Annotated in this window: 18 protein-coding genes; 10 read left to right on the top strand and 8 right to left on the bottom strand. The window is 62.3% G+C overall.

Annotated features, from left to right (window positions below):
- Positions 1 to 11 precede the first annotated feature (11 nt).
- The 7 genes from J1G35_RS22260 to J1G35_RS22230 are packed head-to-tail and all read left to right on the top strand — an operon-like array spanning position 12 to position 6480.
- Positions 12 to 1226 (top strand): type II and III secretion system protein family protein, encoded by a 1215-nt coding sequence (locus tag J1G35_RS22260; RefSeq protein WP_053134685.1) that lies wholly within the window; start codon positions 12 to 14, stop codon positions 1224 to 1226.
- On the top strand, positions 1223 to 2410 hold the full coding sequence (locus J1G35_RS22255; RefSeq protein WP_053134682.1) for a pilus assembly protein: 1188 nt from the start codon (positions 1223 to 1225) through the stop codon (positions 2408 to 2410). Before J1G35_RS22260 ends, J1G35_RS22255 begins: the two co-directional genes overlap by 4 nt.
- On the top strand, positions 2407 to 3678 hold the full coding sequence (locus J1G35_RS22250; RefSeq protein WP_053134679.1) for a CpaF family protein: 1272 nt from the start codon (positions 2407 to 2409) through the stop codon (positions 3676 to 3678). Before J1G35_RS22255 ends, J1G35_RS22250 begins: the two co-directional genes overlap by 4 nt.
- A gap of 10 nt (positions 3679 to 3688) precedes the next feature.
- Positions 3689 to 4573 (top strand): type II secretion system F family protein, encoded by an 885-nt coding sequence (locus J1G35_RS22245; RefSeq protein ID WP_223016020.1) that lies wholly within the window; start codon positions 3689 to 3691, stop codon positions 4571 to 4573.
- 1 nt (position 4574) lies between these two features.
- Positions 4575 to 5459 carry a type II secretion system F family protein gene (locus J1G35_RS22240; RefSeq protein WP_053134671.1) on the top strand — a complete coding sequence of 295 codons (885 nt, stop codon included), beginning with the start codon at positions 4575 to 4577 and terminating at the stop codon, positions 5457 to 5459.
- An 11-nt stretch (positions 5460 to 5470) separates the two neighbouring features.
- A complete protein-coding gene (locus tag J1G35_RS22235; RefSeq protein WP_223016019.1) occupies positions 5471 to 6187 on the top strand; it encodes a tetratricopeptide repeat protein in 717 nt (238 codons plus the stop codon).
- Positions 6188 to 6207: 20 nt separating this feature from the next.
- Positions 6208 to 6480 (top strand): DUF3613 domain-containing protein, encoded by a 273-nt coding sequence (locus tag J1G35_RS22230; RefSeq protein WP_223016018.1) that lies wholly within the window; start codon positions 6208 to 6210, stop codon positions 6478 to 6480.
- On the opposite strand, the gene J1G35_RS22225 is transcribed toward J1G35_RS22230, so the two are convergent.
- Both J1G35_RS22225 and J1G35_RS22220 read right to left on the bottom strand, forming a co-directional pair.
- Positions 6477 to 7259 (bottom strand): response regulator transcription factor, encoded by a 783-nt coding sequence (locus J1G35_RS22225; protein ID WP_053134779.1) that lies wholly within the window; start codon positions 7257 to 7259, stop codon positions 6477 to 6479. The two genes, J1G35_RS22230 and J1G35_RS22225, sit on opposite strands and share 4 nt — an antisense overlap.
- A 126-nt stretch (positions 7260 to 7385) precedes the next feature.
- Entirely contained in the window at positions 7386 to 7859 is a 474-nt protein-coding gene (locus tag J1G35_RS22220; RefSeq protein ID WP_053134662.1) for a prepilin peptidase, read from the bottom strand.
- 72 nt (positions 7860 to 7931) lie between these two features.
- Here J1G35_RS22220 and J1G35_RS22215 point away from each other — a divergent pair, with 72 nt between their 5' ends.
- Together J1G35_RS22215 and J1G35_RS22210 are read left to right on the top strand one after the other, a co-directional pair.
- Positions 7932 to 8369 (top strand): TadE/TadG family type IV pilus assembly protein, encoded by a 438-nt coding sequence (locus tag J1G35_RS22215; RefSeq protein WP_053134659.1) that lies wholly within the window; start codon positions 7932 to 7934, stop codon positions 8367 to 8369.
- Positions 8366 to 11107, top strand: a complete 2742-nt coding sequence (locus J1G35_RS22210) for a PAS domain-containing sensor histidine kinase (RefSeq protein ID WP_223016017.1) — start codon at positions 8366 to 8368, stop codon at positions 11105 to 11107. Before J1G35_RS22215 ends, J1G35_RS22210 begins: the two co-directional genes overlap by 4 nt.
- Here the strand turns inward: J1G35_RS22210 and J1G35_RS22205 are convergent.
- The 6 genes from J1G35_RS22205 to pbpC all read right to left on the bottom strand — a co-directional run bounded on the left by J1G35_RS22205 (position 11104) and on the right by pbpC (position 17956).
- A complete protein-coding gene (locus tag J1G35_RS22205; RefSeq protein WP_223016016.1) occupies positions 11104 to 13116 on the bottom strand; it encodes a pilus assembly protein TadG-related protein in 2013 nt (670 codons plus the stop codon). The genes J1G35_RS22210 and J1G35_RS22205 overlap by 4 nt on opposite strands.
- A gap of 138 nt (positions 13117 to 13254) precedes the next feature.
- Positions 13255 to 13812 (bottom strand): DUF4136 domain-containing protein, encoded by a 558-nt coding sequence (locus tag J1G35_RS22200; protein WP_053134651.1) that lies wholly within the window; start codon positions 13810 to 13812, stop codon positions 13255 to 13257.
- Positions 13813 to 13857: 45 nt separating this feature from the next.
- Positions 13858 to 14460: a DUF4136 domain-containing protein gene (locus tag J1G35_RS22195; protein ID WP_223016015.1), complete on the bottom strand. Its 603-nt coding sequence runs from the start codon at positions 14458 to 14460 to the stop codon at positions 13858 to 13860.
- Between the two features lie 24 nt (positions 14461 to 14484).
- On the bottom strand, positions 14485 to 15234 hold the full coding sequence (locus J1G35_RS22190) for a methyltransferase domain-containing protein (protein WP_223016014.1): 750 nt from the start codon (positions 15232 to 15234) through the stop codon (positions 14485 to 14487).
- Complete coding sequence (locus J1G35_RS22185) at positions 15227 to 15535, bottom strand: MazG-like family protein (RefSeq protein ID WP_027607985.1); 309 nt, start codon at positions 15533 to 15535, stop codon at positions 15227 to 15229. Before J1G35_RS22185 ends, J1G35_RS22190 begins: the two co-directional genes overlap by 8 nt.
- Before the next feature lie 90 nt (positions 15536 to 15625).
- Entirely contained in the window at positions 15626 to 17956 is a 2331-nt protein-coding gene (gene pbpC, locus J1G35_RS22180; RefSeq protein ID WP_223016013.1) for a peptidoglycan glycosyltransferase PbpC, read from the bottom strand.
- A 99-nt stretch (positions 17957 to 18055) separates the two neighbouring features.
- Between pbpC and J1G35_RS22175 the strand changes: the two genes are divergently transcribed.
- Complete coding sequence (locus J1G35_RS22175; protein ID WP_053134642.1) at positions 18056 to 18346, top strand: hypothetical protein; 291 nt, start codon at positions 18056 to 18058, stop codon at positions 18344 to 18346.
- Positions 18347 to 18406 lie beyond the last annotated feature (60 nt).

Genomic DNA, 18406 nt, shown 5'->3' with positions numbered 1-18406 from the left:
GGATGCCTTGAATGAGCAGTCGTTCCGTGCCGTTTTTTTCACGCGTGTTCTGGGCCCTCGTCATACTGCTGCCGGTCGGCAGCGCACAGGCGGCCACCGGCAACTGCGCCAGCCTGGGCCAGTTGCCTGCTGCGCTTGAGGTCGGTGAGGGCATGCAACAAGCCATGCAATCCCCGGTGGCCATTACGCGGTTGGCCGTTGGCGATCCAAAAATCGCCGACGTTCAAGTCAACAGCAACCAGTCCTTCCTGCTTACCGGTATCTCTCAAGGCGCCACGAGCCTGATGATCTGGACCGCGTGTTCGAGCAGCCCACGCCAGAGCATGGTGTTCGTCAAAGGCAAAGCCACGTCGGCATTGACCAGCCTGTCGCTGTCACCCTCGCAAGACCCCTCGTTGCCCAGCCAGGTGCAGACCGACATCCGCTTTGTCGAGGTCAGCCGCACCAAGCTCAAGGAAGCGAGCACTTCGATCCTGGGGATTGGCAAGAATTTCCTGATCGGCAGCCCCAACCTGTCCGTGCCCAGCGCAAACACGCTGGCCCTGCCGGTGAGCGCGTCCAACTTCAATATCGGTTTCGGCGGCGGACGTGTATCGGCCATGATCAATGCCCTGGAAAGCAGCGGCTTTGCCTACACCCTGGCGCGTCCCAGCCTGGTCGCCCTGAGTGGGCAAAGCGCAACCTTCCTGGCCGGTGGCGAAGTGCCAATTCCGGTGCCCAGCGCTGGCAGCGACACCATCTCCATCGAGTACAAAGAGTTCGGCATTCGTTTGACCCTGACCCCCACCGTGATCGACCGCAACCGCATCACCCTCAAGGTCGCCCCCGAAGTCAGCGAGCTGGACTACAGCAACTCCGTGCAGATCCAGGGCATCCAGGTCCCCGCCCTTACCGTGCGGCGTACCGACACCAGCGTGTCCCTGGCCGATGGCGAAAGCTTCGTCATCAGTGGCCTGATCAGCACCAACAACCGCTCCACCATCAACAAATTTCCGGGACTGGGTGATATCCCGATCCTGGGTGCGTTCTTCCGCGACTCCAACATCAGCCGCGAGGAAAAAGAGCTGCTGATGATCGTCACCCCGCACCTGGTGCAACCCCTGGCCGCCGACGCGCAGTTGCCGTCGCTGCCCGGCGAGAAACTGCGCAGCTACGACCCGAATTGGTACCGCCTGTTCTTCCTCGAAAATGGCAACTTCGACCGGCGCACGGGGCTTTCCCAATGAGCGAGAGCCTGAGCCAGACGTTCCTGGCAATAACGCGCAACAGCACCGACCTGGAATGGCTGCAGGGCGCCCTTGCACCGTTGGGCCAAGTGGTCAGCGCCGGCGGCAGCCTGGACGAGTTGCTGGCACTGGTCGACGTGACGTTCGCCAACCTGGTCTTCATCGGCCTGGACCGTGAAAACGTCACCACACAGTGCGCCCTGATCGAAGGGGCGCTGGAGGCCAAACCCATGCTGGCCATCGTTGCGTTGGGCGACGGCATGGACAATCAACTAGTGCTCAATGCCATGCGTGCCGGCGCCCGCGACTTCGTCGCCTATGGTTCACGCTCCAGCGAAGTGGCCGGCCTGGTTCGGCGATTGAGCAAGCGCATGCCGGCAGTCACCCATACCACCCACCTGGGCGGTCTCACGGTGTTGTATGGCACCCAATGCGGTACCGACGGCGCATTACTCGCCATCCACCTCGCTCAGGTGGTGCAAAAAAGCGGGCAACAAACCCTGGTGCTGGACTTGGGCCTGCCTCGGGGTGACAGCCTGGCGTTGCTGGGCCTGGAAAGCTCGTTCCACTTCGGCGATGCCCTGCGTCACCTGCGGCGCCTGGACGCGACCCTGATCAACAGCGCGTTCACCTCAACCGAGGCAGGCCTGCGCATCCTGGCCTACACCGACGGTGACGAATCGCTGGAGCAAACCAGCGCCGCCGAGCTGTACATGCTGCTCAGCGCACTGCGCCAACACTTTCAGCACATCGTGGTGAACCTGACCGGGCAATCGGACAGCGAAGCGCTGCGCACCTTTGTCAGCCATTGCGACAAGCTGCTGTGGTGCACCGATCAAAGCGTGCTCGACTGCCGACGCAACCTCGCGGTGATCAATCGGTGGCGCGAAAAAGGCATGAAACTGGAGCACGGACGCCTGTTGGTCGACCGCTACATCAAAGGTGCCGCACCGGAGGCTGAAGCGCTGGGCAAAACCTTCGGCCTGGAGGTGATTGCGGTACTGCCCCTGAGCGCAGAAATCCGCCTGAACGCCAAGAACCAGGGCCAGACCTTATTTGCCTTATCGCCACGCGAGCCGTTGACCCAAGCCCTGCGCACCCTCGGCGAGCGCCTGGCGAAACGCTCCGAAGGCCTTGAAAAACCACCGGCCAACTGGCTCACCCGACTCTGGAGCACGAAATGAGCAGCGAGAAACTGTTCGGCGTGCCGGCACGCGGCGCGGCAGGCAATACCGATCACGATGGCCTCAAACTGGTCCTGCACCGCTACATCATCGATGCCATTGAAGAGTCAGGGAAAAACCTGCTGGAAGGCACGCGCCACTCCCTGGCGCAATTTGTGATGGATAAGGTCGCCGAGTACATCACCCGCATGCACCTGGCCGTCTCCCGCTATGAAATGGAGCGCCTGGCAGAAGAGATCGTCGACGAGCTCACCGGTTTCGGGCCGCTTGAGGTGCTGCTGCGCGACGTATCCGTCACTGAAATCCTGGTCAATGGCCCCCACCGCGTGTTCGTCGAACGCGATGGCCTGTTACACCAAAGCGACCTGCGCTTTATCGACGACCACCACGTGGAGCGCGTCATGCAGCGCATCCTCGCACCGCTGGGGCGGCGCCTGGACGAGTCGTCGCCGATGGTCGATGCGCGGTTGCCGGACGGCAGCCGGGTCAATGCGATCATTCCACCGATTGCCCTGGACGGCCCCTGCCTGTCGATCCGCAAATTTCGCAAGGACATGCTCAAAAGCAGCGACCTGGTGGCGATGCAGACCATCGACCAGCCGATTTTCGAGTTCTTCCAGGAGGCCGTGGGCAAACGCTGCAACATTCTGATCAGCGGCGGGACCGGGACCGGAAAAACCACACTGCTGAACATTCTCAGCCAATTGATCAACCCCCACGAACGGCTCGTCACCATCGAAGACGTGGCCGAGCTGCAACTCGGCCACCCCCACGTCGTACGCCTGGAAACCCGCCCGCCGAATGCCGAGGGACACGGTGAAGTGAAGGCCAGCGACCTGATTCGCAACGCCCTGCGGATGCGCCCGGACCGCATCATTCTGGGTGAAATCCGTGGCGTGGAAGTGCTCGACGTCCTCACGGCAATGAACACCGGCCACGACGGTTCGATGAGTACGGTGCACGCCAACAACGCACAGGATGCGTTGTTGCGCCTGGAGACGCTGGTCGGTCTCACCGGCCGCACCGTCGCGGAAAAAACCCTGCGACAGATGATCTGCGCGGCACTGGACGTGGTGATTCAACTGACGCGCCTGCCCGACGGCCGCCGTTGCGTCAGTGAAGTCGTGGAAGTCGTGGGCGTGCGTGATGACGTGTATGTCACCAACACGCTGTTCCGGCATGACAAGCGCACCGGCTTCGGCTTCCTGCGCGAAGCCATCAACCCCGCCGGCGACAAACTGCGCCGCGAAATCCCGCTGCCCTTGTAGGAGACGCCTGATGATCGGTCCGCTCCTGCTCGCATCAATCTCCCTGGGCATGCTGTTGCTGGCCACGCGCCTGATGCGCAGCGGCCTGCGCCAGGCCCAGACCGATCGTGTGATGGAGCGTCTGGGCCAGGGCCAACCCCAGGCGCTGAATGACAAGACCGTGGTGACCCGCGTTGAGCGGATGTTCATCCGTGCCGGCCTGGGCAAGCCCACCGAACGCCTGGGACTATGGCTCACGCTGTGGGGGTTGGGCGCAGTGCTGGGGGTGCTGGTCGCCGAATGGCTGGGCCTGCTGGCGATGGTCGTGCTGCCGCCGCTGATCCTGCGGTTCTACCTCGCCCTGCGCTATCAACGCCGCCTGCACCGGATGATCGAGCAATTGCCGCAGTTGCTGGACCATGCCGTGCGCAGCCTCAAATCCGGACGCACCCTGGCGGATGCGGTGTTGGGGGGCATAGAGGCCAGTGACGATCCGCTGAAAAAATCCATGGGCCGCATCCAGCGCAACGTCATCCTCGGGGTCAGCCTGCCGGAAGCCGTGCACGACTTTGCCGAGTTCTACGAACAGGACGAGTTGCGCCTGTTTGCGTTGGGCTTGAAGGTCAATCATCGCTACGGCGGCAACGCCAGCGAACTGCTGGAAAACCTGATCAAAATGATCCGCGAACGCGACCAGGGCGCCCGCCAATTGCGGGCGATGACGGGGGAAACCCGCGTGACCGCGCTGGTACTCGGATTGCTGCCGGTCAGCGTGGCCGGTTACTTCCTGATGACCAACCCCACGTATCTGGTGGGCATGTGGGCGGACGACAGCGGCCGGTGGATGTTGATTGGCGCGTTCGCCATGCAGGTCTTCGGTTGCCTCGCGCTGTGGCGCATGCTGAGGAGCGTCTGACATGGCCCTGCTGATCAGCGCGTTATTGTTTTTCGCGGCGCTGTTGCTGGTGGTCGGCAACGTCCTCGCTCAACGCCGTCAGCAGCGTCTGGTCACCTCGCGGCTGCAGGGCGAAACCACACGCGAAGACAAGGTAGGCCAGTGGCTGCGCCGGTTGGGCAGCACCCGGATTGGCCAGCGCACCATCAGCCTCGATAACGAAACCCAGGTCCTGCTCAACCGACTCGGCTGGCGCAGGACCGGCCAACGCTCGATGTTCGCCGCCTGCCAAGTGGCGGCGCCGGTGTTGCTGCTGGGCCTGACACTGCTGGTGCAAGGTGTGTTTTTCCCACAGGCGGACCCCGTCTGGCTCGCGCCATTCCTGGGGTTGGCCACCGGTTACCTGCTGCCCAAGCGCGTGCTCGCAGCGCTGGCCAAACAGCGCCAGGAACAGATTGCCGAGGAAGTCGCGACCTTTATTCCGCTGCTGAGGATCCTGTTTGAATCCGGCATGGCGGTTGAGCAAACCCTGCGGGTGATGGCCCACGAAGCGCAAAAACTGCTGCCGGTGCTCACCTCGGAATTGCGCATTGTGCTGGCCCGGGTCGACTCGGGCCTGGAGCTTGGCGAAGAGTTGAGCAAGGCCAGCCTGATGCTCAGCGTCGATGAATTCAGCGACACCTGCTCGATTCTGCAACAGCTTCTGCATCAGGGCGGTGGTGCGATGAAGTCGTTGCAGGCGCTCAAGCAACTGCTGGACGACCGGCGCCTGACCCGCATGCAGGAATACATCTCCAAGATGTCGGCAAAGATGTCCGTGGTCATGATGGTTTTTCTGTTTCCGGCGTTGCTGATTGTGTTGGCCGGCCCTGGTTTTATCGCCATATCAAAGGCCATGGGGCCTTGAAAGGACGAATGATGAAAGCACTGATTACAGCCTGCAGCCTATTGCTGTTGAGCGGTTGCGCGAACCTGGGCCAGATGCCCTGGGCGGGGTTCACCGCTAACAGCAGTTGCTCCAAGCCCAGCGCCGACCAGGAGCTTTCGCTGAACCTTGCAGACGAAATGGCCAACGACGGCAAGCTGCACGCCAGCCTGGCCAATCTGCAAAACATGCCGGACAGCTTGCCTCAGGTGCGCCTGCGCAAGGCGAAGGTCTATCGCCTGCTGGGGCGTAACGAAGCCGAGCCGTTGTACAAAACCCTGCTGGGCACGTGCTTGTCGGCAGAGGGCGAACACGGCCTCGGGCAATTGGCCGTCGCCAGGGGGGACAACGCTAAAGCCACGGCTCATTTGCAACGGGCCGCCACGCTGTCGCCCACCGATGAAAAGATCCGCAATGACTTGGGGGTGGTTTACCTCAACCAACTGCGCATGGACGAGGCACGTTTCGAGTTCCTTACCGCCATGGAACTCAATCAAAGCAACCCATTGGCCGCTATCAACCTGGTGACCCTGCTGATTTACCAGGGCAACTGGGGGCAGGCCTCGCAAGTGGTCGGGCGCATGGGGTTGAGTCCTGATCAAGTTACCCAGGCCCAGGCTCGGGCGCAGCAACTCAAGGGGGCGCCAGCGTCGCCATCCAAGGCGCAAATGGCGGCGGTCAGCGAAGCCTTGCAGGCGCCTATCCAGTAAGTCATTGAGGGAGTACTGATATGAAACTCACACGGCTCGCCGCCCTGCTGCTGGCAACGCTGCCCCTGACCGCCCTGGCCATCGAGCCCGGCCCGTCCTCGCCGCAACAGCAACAGACCGAAGGCTGGCTGCAACTGCAAGTCAGCGGCCAACTGGCGTCCTCCACGCCGCAGAAGGCCACCCCCGCTGAGCGCGAGAACGCCATGCAGCGCCTGATAGACAGTTACAAACACGCGATTCCTGAGTATTTCGAGCAGAAACAGGGCGGCAATTCAGCGGGCGGCGGCCACTAGTGAGCGGTCACCCGCTGGTGTATCGAGGCCGTGTTGGGGGACAGCGCCAGCGCCAGTTGCGTGCGGTTATGCATATGCGTCAGGCGCAGCACCTGGGACACGTAGAGCTTCACGGTGTTTTCCGTGATGCCCAACTCACAGGCAATCTGATAGTTGGTCTGCCCCTTGCCCACCAGCCTGGCCACATCCAGTTGGCGCGGTGACAGTTGTTTGAAGATTACCGGCATCTCGATGACCGCGCCTTCGCCCTCCACAGCGTCAGGGACAGCGGGCGGCTGAGGGCTGCTGCGGACTTTATCGAGATCGTGATAAAGGTCATCGATAGACGCCGAGAGGAACTGCAGTTTCTGGTTCAACTGCCCCAGTTCAAGGCTTTTATGCCGCTCTTGCAGCGCGGCCTCCTGACGCTGCAAACCTTCCAGCAGTTCATTGAGGTCGATGGGTTTCTGGTAGTAGTCCGCGATTCCAGCGCGCAACGCCTTGATGACATCCTGCTTGTCGGAGCGCCCCGTCAGCATGATCGCCTCGAACACGCGCTGCTTGCCGGCCAGGCGCTGCAGCGCCTGCACCAACTCGATACCGTCCATTTCCGGCATGTGCAGATCGCAGAGCACCAGACCGATTTTAGGGTCTTCGCGAAAACGCGCGATCGCATCAAGGCTTGAGTGACAAGGGATACAGAGATAGCCGCTACTTTCGAGAAACTCGCAGAGTTCTTCCACAATCAGCGGCTGATCATCGACAACGAGCACTTTCACTTCAGAGGTAAGCTTGTTCACGCGCAACTCCATGCCTGGGCAAGCCAAAGACCAACCGTTCCATTACTCCGCTGCGTTTGCGCACAACGTAACTACAAACGTAGACGCACTTTCTGACTATGTACATAGCACTAGGCTACGTCACGACTAATGGATCCAAACCCAGGTCAGGCTGAATCCCACAAACAGAAAAGGCGCAAATGGCTGCTTATTTGACACCTGCGGCTGAAGGTAATGCAGAGCGTTTCTAACCCCTTGATTCATGAGCGGCCACAACTTTGGCGCCAGTAACAGCCATGCGCCAGTGGCCACTCCCGCACCGACAAACGTACCCATCAAGTAATGGCTGTCGGTTGCCAACGCCAATGCCGCCAACAGCTTCACATCCGCGCCGCCCAGTCGGCCCAAGGCATAACCGGGCAAGGTAAACAGCAGCGCCAGGCCCAACGCCCAACCGCCGTCGGCGGCCGGGGCACCCAGCCAGGTGGTGCCGTTCCAGAGCACGTAAACCCATGCCAGCAGCAACCCACCCAGGGTCAGGTGGTTGGCGATCTGGCGTTGACGGATATCTTGCACGGCACACAACGCCAGCCAAACAAACAGCAACAGGCTCTGAATCACGTAAAAAAAATCCCTTTCCGCTGAATGATTCTATGCTGATATCAGGTAGTGGTTGTCAGGGTAGACGCAGTCATGAAAAAAGGCCTCCCTAGAAAGCAGAAAGGTGCCGCCGCGCTTGAGTTCGCGCTGGTATTCATGCTGTTTTTTGCGGTGTTTTACGGTTTGGTCAGCTACAGCCTGCCGCTGTTGCTGCTGCAGTCCTTCAACCAGGCAACGGCAGAAGGTGTGAGGCGCGGCGTGGCGCTCGACCCCACCACCCCAGGCTACTCCGATGCCCTGAAAAACCGCGCCGCCGCCGCCGCCCAGGCACAACTGCAATGGCTGCCTCCCGCCTTCAAGTTCGTGCCGGCTTATGTCACGGCGACTTATTCGAACGGAATGCTGACCGTGCAAATCAACTACCCGTCCGACAACCTTAAGAACGTCTTGCCGTTTCTGGTCCTGCCCGGCTTCGGCGCGGTGCCCAACTTGCCTGCGACACTCTCAGCCCAAGCGAGCCTGCAGTTTTGAACTCTGGGGAAAAGTTTTTCGATCGACTCCTGGGCCGCCCTCCTGGTCTCCCGGCCTTGTCGGCCCAGCCTCCCGTGCACGTCGGCCTGCATATCTACCTGGATAACCTCGGCCGCGTGGTGGACACCCACGGCGCGCTATGTCATCGCCTGGCAAAGACGCCCGCGCCGCAACATCCGGTGCCGCTGTCGGACTATCTGGAGGAGCGCAGCGCCGTCGTGATCGAGGGCCACCCCGGCGACTGGCAGGGGCAGAACCTCGACCTGGATTTCAAAGGTTACGCCGGGCAGCCCTTGCAAACCCGAGGCTGGATTCAGCCTCAAGGTGATGGGTGGCTGCTGCAGCTGTTGGACATCGGCGACTTGATTACCCACCGTCACCAAGCGCAAACCAGTGAACAGAATCAGTACCTGAACGAACAGGTCAGCGAGCGCTTACGGGTGTGCAGCCTGGCACGCTTGCCCGAGGTACTTGAGGACAACCTGCAAAGTATCGCGCAGCGCTGGCAGATCCCCTGTGTCGCCATTGCCCTGCTCGACGACCAGGACCAGGGCTGGCTGATCCATAGCCACTACCGCGCCCACGATGCTGCGGCGCTGTGGCACGACGGACAAGCCCTGGGAACCACACTGGATAGCCTGGACGGCAAGACGCCCTTGAGCGTGACCTTGAATCAAGGCCACAGCGAACATCCACGCTTGCACGGAATTTTCGGCAATGCCGACGGTTTCCTGGTGCCCTACCGTGACGGTCATGGCGTTGCCGCCTGGCTGCTCTGCGGTTTTTATCGTGCAGAACAACAGGCCAGTGAGCGTGCCTGGCTGCAACTGACCGCCGCCCTCGCCGCGCCGTTACTCAGTCGCCTTCGCGAGCAGCGTCATCAGCAGCAGTTGGACCGGCTGGAAGCGCTGCAAGGCTTATTGGGTACCGGCTGGTGGGAGCTACTCGCAGACAGTGAAGAGATACAGCTTGCACCGCAGTTGTTGCAGCACCTGAGCCCCAGCCACAGCAACCCGCGCATGGCCCTGACGGACTGGCTGATGCTGATCCACCCCGCTGACCGGCAGGAGCTCGCCAGCCGCCTGCAAGACTTGCAAACGCTGGACAAGCCGGTGTCTACCAGCGTGCGCCTGCATCCTGTGGATCCGGCACACAGCCCCACCTGGTATCGCGTGCAGGGCCAGGCATTGGGCGCCGGAAGCAGTCGCCGGCTGATTGGCTTCATGCTCGACATCAGCGACATCAAGAACCAGGAGCAACAGGCTGCCGCCGCCCACGCAAGATTGGATAACCTGATCGCCAGCTCCCCGGCCATCATCTACGTGCAGCGGTATGTCGAAGGCACGCTGCAGCCGCTGTTTTTCAGTGACAGCCTGCTGCCTCTGCTCGGCCGCACCCTCGCCGAGTGCACGCCGGCCGCCCTTGTCGAATGGATCCACCCCGAAGACCGCGACCGCTACTTCGAACGCACGCGCCAACTGCTGCGCGAAGGCAATGTGCGCAGCCGCTATCGAGTGTGCGACAAACAGGGGCATTACCATTGGTTGCTCGACGAGGCCAAGCTGCTACGCGATGACCTCGGTTTACCGGTCGAGGCCGTCGGGCTGTGGCTGGACGTCACCGAAGCGACCCTGGCCGCCGAGCACATCAAGCAAAGCGAAGAGCGCTACCGCATCCTGGTGGAAGACTCGCCGGCAATGATCTGCCGGTATCGCCCGGACCTCACACTGACCTTCGGCAACACGCCGCTGGCCAACTATCTGGAGTGCCTGCCTACGCAACTGCCAGGGATGAACCTGGGGCATTGGTTGTCGGAAGAACAGCGCCAGGCCTTTGTGCAACGCATCCACCAGTTGACCCCGGAGTTCCCGGTCAGCACTGCCGAAATCAGCCTGGAGCTGCCTGGGCGTGAGCACGCGTGGTGGGTGTGGTCGGACCGCGGCGTGTTTGATGAGCACGGCGCGCTGGTCGAGGTGCAAGCGGTGGGCCGCGACAACACCGAAGTGCGCCGTTCCCAGCAACAACTGACCCAAAGCGCCAAGATGGCCACCCTCGGCGAAATGGCCACGGGCCTGGCCCATGAGATCAACCAACCGCTGAACGTGATGCGCATGGCCATCGTCAATGTGCTCAAGCGCCTGAGCAACGGCAACGCCGACGTCGACTACCTCACCGAAAAACTCCAGCGCATCGACGCCCAGGTGCAACGCGCGGCGCGGGTGGTGGACCATATGCGGGTGTTCGGCCGGCGTTCGGAACTGGAGCAACAGCCGTTCGACCCGGCACAGGCCGTGGAGGGCACGCTGGCGCTGCTCAGCGAAGGCCTGCGCGGCAAAGGGCTGGACTTGCGTATCACCGCGGCAGACGTCGAGGTGCAGGTCAAAGGCTATGTCGATCAACTGGAACAAGTGCTGATCAACCTGATGGTCAACGCCCGCGACGCGCTGTTGAGCCAGCGCGAAAAAAATCCGGCACTGCGCCCTTGGATCGCGCTGCATTGCGAGCAGGACAGCCGCCACGTGCGCATCTGGGTGGAGGACAACGGCGGCGGTATTGACCCGCGTCTGCTGGAGCGCATTTTCGAACCGTTTTTCACCACCAAGCCGATTGGCGTGGGCACAGGGCTGGGGTTATCGGTGAGCTACGGGATTGTGGAAAACATGGGCGGACGCTTGAGTGTCGTCAATGGCGAAGAGGGGGCCAGGTTTTGTGTGGAGCTGCCCATCGTGGACGCTTAAATCACCAGCGCCGCCTGCCCGTGGGGCTTGCAACTGAGGTTGGCACCGACTTCAACCTGGTTCAGGTTGATGCCCAGCGTGGACAGCACGCCATTGACCAGCGGATCGACAATCGGGCTGAGCACCGTACCGATGACGTTGCCCAGGGTGGTATTCACGTCGTTGAGCAGCGTGGCACTGGTTGTCAATAACCCGCCGAGCAGGTTGAAGCCTGTGGGTTTGTAAACCTGGAACTTCAACCGTCCTTGCAACGCCTGCCCGAGGGACGCCACCAAACTAGCGGTCGAGAGCCCATGGTAGAGCGGTGGCTGCTTGATCTCCGGTGGCTGGTTGTAGGTGTAGGCGCTACCAGCGGCGGTGATCGGTCCCAAGTCCGGGTCGATAAGCATCCCAATCCCACCGCCATAAAATGCCTTGCGGTTAGGGTAATCGCAGGTGGTCGGGCCAAGCCCCAACAACGGCTTGAGGCAGGTCACCGCACCGATGTCGATCACCGGCAGCGGTGGCACCGTCGCCAGCGGCGGACTGGTACCCAACGAATTGATCAGGGTGGGGCTCTGGCCGATTTTGATGGTCACCACCGAGGCGTTGGTTTGGGTGGTCAGCGTTTTGGTCGCATCGCTCGCACAGGTAAACCCTGTGACATAGCTTTCAGCAATACCCAGTTCCAGAATCACATCGACACTGGGCACAGAAGGGTCGGTCGCGGAGGACAGCAGCCTCAAGTCGGTGGTCCGGCAAGGCGTCCCTCCGACCGCACAAAGGAGCGAACTGACAGTTCCGGCCAAATTCAGGCTGAGCAGATTGTTCAACACGTCCGTAAGCGGGCTGACCAAGCCGTTCAATACCAGATTCACCGCAGGCGTATTAAGCAGCGGAAGCGCCACCGTCAGCCCCAGGCTGAGCTGAGCCGTGCGCACATAAATCCGCGTGCTCGCATCGGTCTTGTTCTTGGCGTACGTGGGGTCGCCTATCGCCGACAGTTGTGGCGGTTCGATCACCTTGAGCTTGACGCTGGCGTTGATCACCCCCGGGATAGTCACCGGCACTTCAGCGACCACCCCATTCTTCTTGTTGGCCAGTTGCACAAAGGCTTGCGCCAGTTGGAACACATTCAGTGTGGTGTTGAGCCCGGCGGCCACCGCCCCCGTCTGCAACTGCAGCACGTTGCCCAACGTCACGTCCAGGTCGCCCACCAACGCCCTGATCTGCGCAAGCCCCGAGGCAGCCACCGTGGCGGTGCCGGAGCCGGCTTGCAGCACCGTGACAGCCGCATCGATCAGTTGAGTGAGCTTGAGGTTCTTGGCCAGCAACTCGTCGTAATTGCCCGCCTGGACACCCACGTTCACGGCCAACTGGTTCAAATAGCTGAGCAGGTTGAGATTGTTGTCGACCAGGCCCTGCCAGCCGGCAACATCCAGCGACAGGCTACCGCCCAACAGTTTGCCGAACAGCAGATTCAGCGCCGCTGAATCGTTGGAGTTGACCGTCACCAGCGTGGACTTGATGGTCAATTGCGCCTGGGGCGGCAAAATCTTTGGCGCGGCAACGGCCTTGGCCGTCAACAGCGTGTTCAGGCTGTAGGCGCCGCCATTGAACAGCGACCACACGCCACCGGCGACACTGGTCAACACCGGGCGCGAGGCGATCACCTGAATCGCATCGCGCTGGGTGGCATCTGCGGAAAACACCCGTAGATTCGTAGCCGCCGTGGTCAACGAACCACAGCGAACGTCCAGTGCATTGGCAGGCGGGATAATGTAGCCATTGCGCACAGCACTGGCGCCAGCATAGGCGGTGGCGGTGTTGTTGCTCGCCGCCAGGCAATCACCATTGCGCTGAACGGCTTCCAGCGCGGCCATGTCGGCGATGCCTTGCAGCTTGCGCTTTTCAAGATAGAGCCGCCCGCTGTCGACCACCAGCAACAGGAAAACCAACGCCAGACCAAGCGTCAAGGCCGCCATCAAGCCAATCGCACCACGCTGCCTGCAACGAAGTCGGGGAGACATCGAGCACTCCTTAGCGCTTACTCTCCGTAGATGCTGTGGAGTGTAGACAAGGCTTTACGGGGGCGCTGGCAAGTCGCCACAAATCAAGCTGATGGCGAGCACGCTCCCTCGCCATCGGCAGCCCGCCCCTGGAGAAGGTCAGTGCGGGGGATAGCTGGAGAGGATGCGGGTCACCGTCGTGCGGATGGCGTTATTGCGATCCTGCGGGTTCGGTGTGCTGCTCATCATCTGTTCATCACTGCCGCGCCACACCAGCTTGCCGTCCTTGCCGTCGAGCAGGTCGATCTGGATGGTCGCCACTTTGTAGGTGATGTTGCGTGTTTCGTTGTACATCGGCGCGCCCCAGTAGCCGTTCCACGGGCCGCCCCAGGCGCCGCCATAGTTGGTGGTGACTTGTTGCTGGCGGTCTTCGACGATCAAGTAGGCCTGCACATTCAGGTCTGCCTTGGTGCCCGCAGCCGCCGGGCGCAGGCCACGTTGGTCGAGTTGTTCGCCAACGGCCTGGCGGATGCGTTGTTCGGTGAGGTCGCTCTTGATCCGCGGATCGTCGGGGCGGTATTGCAGGGCCGGGTCTTTCCAGGCCCAGTTACGGTAGGCGCCGAAGTCTCGGCTGGCATCAAAATCGTGGTTGACCTGGCTGGTCTGGCAACCGCCCAGCAGCACAACAAAAGCTAGCGTAGCGATACGACGGAACATGGTTGATCTCCAAAGAGCGACCCGGGCTTTAGATGAGAATAGCTGTTAACTCGGAGGATACGCCGTCATCGCCTTTTGCACGGCCTGGCGCAAGGCATCGGCGCGCTCGCTGAGGCTGCCCTGGCTGCCGGTTTCGGCGCTGGCACTCCACACCGGCTGGCCGCTGCGGGCGTCGAACAGGTTGACGCGCACCACCACCACTTGCACTTCATAGGTGCGCACGATCGGCACCGAGTTGTACATGCCGTAGCCCGGACCGTAGCGGTTATAGCCGCCGTATCCGTAGCCGTAGTCGTCCCGGACTTGCTTGAGACGCTTCTCCAGGCGCACATCGGCGCTCACCAGCAGGTCCGCCGGGCGGTTGTCATGCAAGGGGCGCAGGCCGCGCTGATCGAGGGCGCCGCTGACCGCTTCGGCGACTTGCGCCGAATCCGCCCAGGCCGTGCCCGCCGGCAACTGGCCGTTGCGCCAGGCCCAATTGCGGTAGGCGCCATAGTCGCGCACCGGCGCCGGGTAGGCGCTGGCATCAAAGGTCTTGGCTGCCTGCGCGGGCGCTGGCGGCATGGGCGCAGACGCCGCCACATAAGGATTAGGGCTGGAGCAGGCGCCCAGCCCGAGGGATAACAGGATCAAACAGAGACGACGCATTTCGACCTCCGCAGACTGGGCCGCTTATACCGGACGGCAGATCCAGTGCAAATAACGCCCAAGTCCGGCAAAGCTTGGGTGACGACGGTGAGCGAGTTCCATCTCAATAAGGTCCGGTAAGTTCGCGCGGGCCTGGAATTCCACCGGCATATAGTCGTGGAATACCCGCACGCCACTTTGGCTTTCGACCTGCCAAAGCCCTTCGAGTTGCGCCGCCAACTCGCGCGGGTCGAGAGGCTGTTGCGGGGTCAGGCTCTGCTTTTCGCCAGCCATGTCATTCTTGCGCATTTTGCGGAAGTGGCCTTTGAGCAGGTTGCGATAAATCAGTGCATCGCGGTTGTAGAACGCCAGCGACAACCAGCCACCGGGCAGCGTCAGTTGGTGCAGCACCGGCAGGATCGCATGGGGTTCGGCCAGCCATTCCAGCACCGCATGGCACAGCACCAGGTCGTAGGGCTCGGTGAGCTGGCCGAGCAGGTCTTGCCACGGCGCATGGATAAAGGTGGCGCTCTGCCCGGCCTCGGAGAAGCGCTGGCGCGCGCCTTCGAGCATCGGCTCGGCGGGTTCGGCCAGGGTCACCTGATGGCCGCGCTCGGCCAGCCACAGCGACATATGCCCCAGGCCCGCGCCGATATCCAGCACGCGCAACGGACGGTCGGGCAGGACTTCAGCCAGGTCGGCCTGGAGCACCGCCAGGCGAATGGCACCTTTTGCACCGCCATAGATTTTCTCGGCAAAGCGCGTGGCCAACTGGTCGAAATGCCGGTCACTCATGGGCAAACCGCCGTTCGCTGTCGGCCAGCTTGGCGCGCACCACCTCGTTCATGTCCAGGCCCAGCTCGCTGCACAGCAACAGCAGGTACAGGACGATATCGCCCACTTCCTGGCCGGCATGGGCGAGTTTGTCGGCGGGCAACTGGCGGGACTGGTCTTCGCTGAGCCATTGAAAGATTTCCACCAGTTCGGCCATTTCCACGCTGGCGGCCATGGCCAGGTTCTTCGGGCTGTGGAATGGCTTCCAGTCGTTGGTATCGCGGATGCGGTGCAGGCGTTCGGTGAGGTGTTCGAGGTTCATAGGGGGCTCCTGAATGGGTATAGCTTCAGGGGGATGGAGAGTGAAGGCAAGTGAATAGCGGTGGTGTGCTCAGCGACGCCATCGGGGGCCCTAATCCACCACGCTGAATTCAAGCCTGGCGGTTTGACCGGCCTCATCCAACACACTGAGCTGATAGCGGCCCAACCGCTCGAAGCTGGCGTTGATAAAGTCCTGGTTGGCGCTATCACCCAACGGGGCGCCGTTGAGGAACCACCAGCGCCGGCCGCTGCCGCCCAGGGCGGAGAGTTTCAGGCGCAGGGTTTGCTGGCTGGCGGCGGGCAGGCGCAGTTGGTCGCCTTCGCGCACGCCGACAATCGACAACGGCGATGACGCCGCCAGCGCCGGTGGTGGGCAATCGAGGTCGGCGACGGGAATCCGCGCTTCACGGCGCTCGACCCTCGGTAGCCATGGCTCCAGCGGTGCGGGCCACAGGGCGATGTTCCTGGGCACGGCGCCCGGGCAATGAGCATCCACCCTCAAGCCCTTGGCATTGACCCAGACACTTTCGATCAAGCCGACGCTCAACGGTTGATCCAACGCCTGCAAGGTCGGCGGCGTGGTGTTGTCGAGGGTCCAGGCAAAGCGCTGGCGGCGGCAATTCGGATCGCTGCGGTTCATGGGCTGGCCCAGCGGCCAGCAGATGGCGGCCACGCCGACATTGGCCGGCACCGGTTTGACGGGCGCGCTGATGCCGCGCTGGCTGTCGCGGTTGGCCAGCACATCGTGTACCTGCAACATCAGCGGCGCCGCCGAGGCCAAACCGAACTGCCCCGGCACCGGCGTGCCGTCCGGGCGGCCGATCCACACACCGATCAAGTAGCGCGGCCCCACGCCAATCGCCCAGGCATCGCGAAAGCCGTAGCTGGTCCCGGTTTTCCAGGCCAGCACCGGACGCTGCACCAGTTCGGCACGCGGGTCGCGGTCAGGGCGGGCCTGACCACTGAGGATGCGCCGCACAATCCAGGCGGCCCCTGGCGACAGCAATGGCCGCTCTCTCAGCGTGTCGTCTGGTTGTAATCGAATCGTTGCGCTCCTGCCGTCACGGGCGAAGGCACTGTAGCCGCTGACCAGATCTTCCAGGCGGCTGCCCGCGCCACCGAGGATCAGCGCCAGGTTGGGTTCGGCCAACGCCGGCAGGGCCAAAGGCACGCCGCCGATGCGCATCTGCGCGGCAAAGCGCTTGGGCCCGTAGGCTTCCAACAGCTGCACCGCCGGCAGGTTCAGCGAACTGGAGAGCGCCGTGCTCGCCGGCACTGCGCCGGTAAACCCCATGGAAAAGTTGCCCGGCCGGTAATCGCCATAACGCCGGGGCACGTCCTGCAGCAGCGATTCGGAGTGAATCAGGCCCTCGTCCAGGGCCATGCCATACAGGAAGGGTTTCAAGGTGGAGCCCGGCGAACGCAACGCGCTGATCATGTCCACATGGCCAAAGCGCTTGGCGTCGTTGATGTCCACTGACCCCAGATAAGCGCGCACGGCCATGCTTTCTTCTTCCACCACCAGGATCGCAGCAGAGGTGTGTTCCGGTAACCGCGCACGCCAGCCCAGCAACAGGTCTTCGAGACGGCGTTGCAGGGTGGCATCCACGGTCGTGCGGATCAGCGGCGGGCTGTCGGGGCGGTTCAGGCGGCGCGCAAGCAATGGCGCCAGGCTGGGCTCCAGGCGCGGGGCAAGTAGCAAGGGTTCTTCCAACGCCTCATCGACGGCCGATTGTGGCCACACCTGGAACTCGGCGAGGCGCCGCAGCACTTTGTCGCGGGCTTGCTGGGCGCGCTGGGGGTGGCGGTCCGGGCGCAGGCGGCTCGGCGCCTGGGGCAATACCGCGAGCAAGGCGGCTTCGGCGTGGGTCAGCTGCGCCGGGGACTTGCCCAGGTACGCCCAACTGGCGGCCGCCACGCCCTGCAACGTGCCGCCAAATGGCGCGCGGTTGAGGTACAGGTTGAGAATCTGTTCCTTGGACAGGTGCCACTCCAACTGCGCCGTACGCCACAGTTGGCGCAACTTGCCGTGGAAGGTCCGCGAGTGCGGGTCGAGCAGACGCGCCACCTGCATGGACAGGGTGCTACCACCCGATACCACCCGCGCGCCCGTCAGGTTCTGCCACGTCGCCCGTGCCAGCGCCAACGGGTTCACGCCGGGGTGCTGGTAGAACCAGCGGTCTTCGTAAGTGAGCAGTGCATCCAGGTAATAGGGCGACACTTCGCGGGTCTGCACCGGATAACGCCACACGCCGTTGGCATCGGCAAACCGCCACAACGGCGTGCCATCCTCGGCCAGCACCACCCGCGCCAGATCGTCCTTGGGTAACGGCAACGGCCAGATACGATCGGCCAGCCACAGCAAGGCAACCATCAAGACCAGGCTCGCCAGGGTCCAGCGGATAACTAAACGCAAATTCAAGCGACGAAACCTCTATGCTTCACGGGAACTCGCCGGGTTGATAAACGACCAAAGGCTCAATGCTGGCACTTTCGTCCACTCTTTCATCGAGACACACCTATGCAAGTAGACTTTTTCGGATGGTTGGGTCACACACTCGGTCTGATCATCCACTACATCGTCGAGTTCTTCAGCGGGCTGTTCAACATGCTCTCCAACGCTGGCGGCGACTTTGTCGGTGGCATGTCCCGAGCATTGGGCATGGACACCTCGATCATCAGCATCATCACCCTGATCATCGGACTGCTGTTCCTGTATTCGGCCGTCCGCGCGTTCATGCGCGCCTCGATCATCATCGGGGTGATCTGGCTGATGCTTGGGCTGTGGCTGCTCAGTTGGGTCGTCCACTAAACCCAAAACACCCAGCCACTGTAGGAGCGAGCTTGCTCGCGAAGGACGTCAACGATAACG

It is taken from the genome of Pseudomonas sp. SH10-3B, assembly GCF_019891415.1.
Classification (GTDB): Bacteria; Pseudomonadota; Gammaproteobacteria; order Pseudomonadales; family Pseudomonadaceae; genus Aquipseudomonas.
Note: the sequence above shows the minus strand (reverse complement) of the source record. Positions and strands in the feature narration are given on the sequence as shown.

Excerpts from the sequence above, each read along its gene's own strand:
- J1G35_RS22215 (WP_053134659.1), top strand. The coding sequence starts at position 7,932 with ATGAAAAAAGGCCTCCCTAGAAAGCAGAAAGGTGCCGCCGCGCTTGAG.
- J1G35_RS22255 (WP_053134682.1), top strand. The coding sequence starts at position 1,223 with ATGAGCGAGAGCCTGAGCCAGACGTTCCTGGCAATAACGCGCAACAGC.
- J1G35_RS22190 (WP_223016014.1), bottom strand. The coding sequence starts at position 15,234 with ATGAGTGACCGGCATTTCGACCAGTTGGCCACGCGCTTTGCCGAGAAA.
- J1G35_RS22195 (WP_223016015.1), bottom strand. The coding sequence starts at position 14,460 with ATGCGTCGTCTCTGTTTGATCCTGTTATCCCTCGGGCTGGGCGCCTGC.
- J1G35_RS22235 (WP_223016019.1), top strand. The coding sequence starts at position 5,471 with ATGAAAGCACTGATTACAGCCTGCAGCCTATTGCTGTTGAGCGGTTGC.
- J1G35_RS22230 (WP_223016018.1), top strand. The coding sequence starts at position 6,208 with ATGAAACTCACACGGCTCGCCGCCCTGCTGCTGGCAACGCTGCCCCTG.
- J1G35_RS22245 (WP_223016020.1), top strand. The coding sequence starts at position 3,689 with ATGATCGGTCCGCTCCTGCTCGCATCAATCTCCCTGGGCATGCTGTTG.
- J1G35_RS22175 (WP_053134642.1), top strand. The coding sequence starts at position 18,056 with ATGCAAGTAGACTTTTTCGGATGGTTGGGTCACACACTCGGTCTGATC.
- J1G35_RS22260 (WP_053134685.1), top strand. The coding sequence starts at position 12 with ATGAGCAGTCGTTCCGTGCCGTTTTTTTCACGCGTGTTCTGGGCCCTC.
- J1G35_RS22200 (WP_053134651.1), bottom strand. The coding sequence starts at position 13,812 with ATGTTCCGTCGTATCGCTACGCTAGCTTTTGTTGTGCTGCTGGGCGGT.
- J1G35_RS22240 (WP_053134671.1), top strand. The coding sequence starts at position 4,575 with ATGGCCCTGCTGATCAGCGCGTTATTGTTTTTCGCGGCGCTGTTGCTG.
- J1G35_RS22205 (WP_223016016.1), bottom strand. The coding sequence starts at position 13,116 with ATGTCTCCCCGACTTCGTTGCAGGCAGCGTGGTGCGATTGGCTTGATG.
- J1G35_RS22185 (WP_027607985.1), bottom strand. The coding sequence starts at position 15,535 with ATGAACCTCGAACACCTCACCGAACGCCTGCACCGCATCCGCGATACC.
- J1G35_RS22250 (WP_053134679.1), top strand. The coding sequence starts at position 2,407 with ATGAGCAGCGAGAAACTGTTCGGCGTGCCGGCACGCGGCGCGGCAGGC.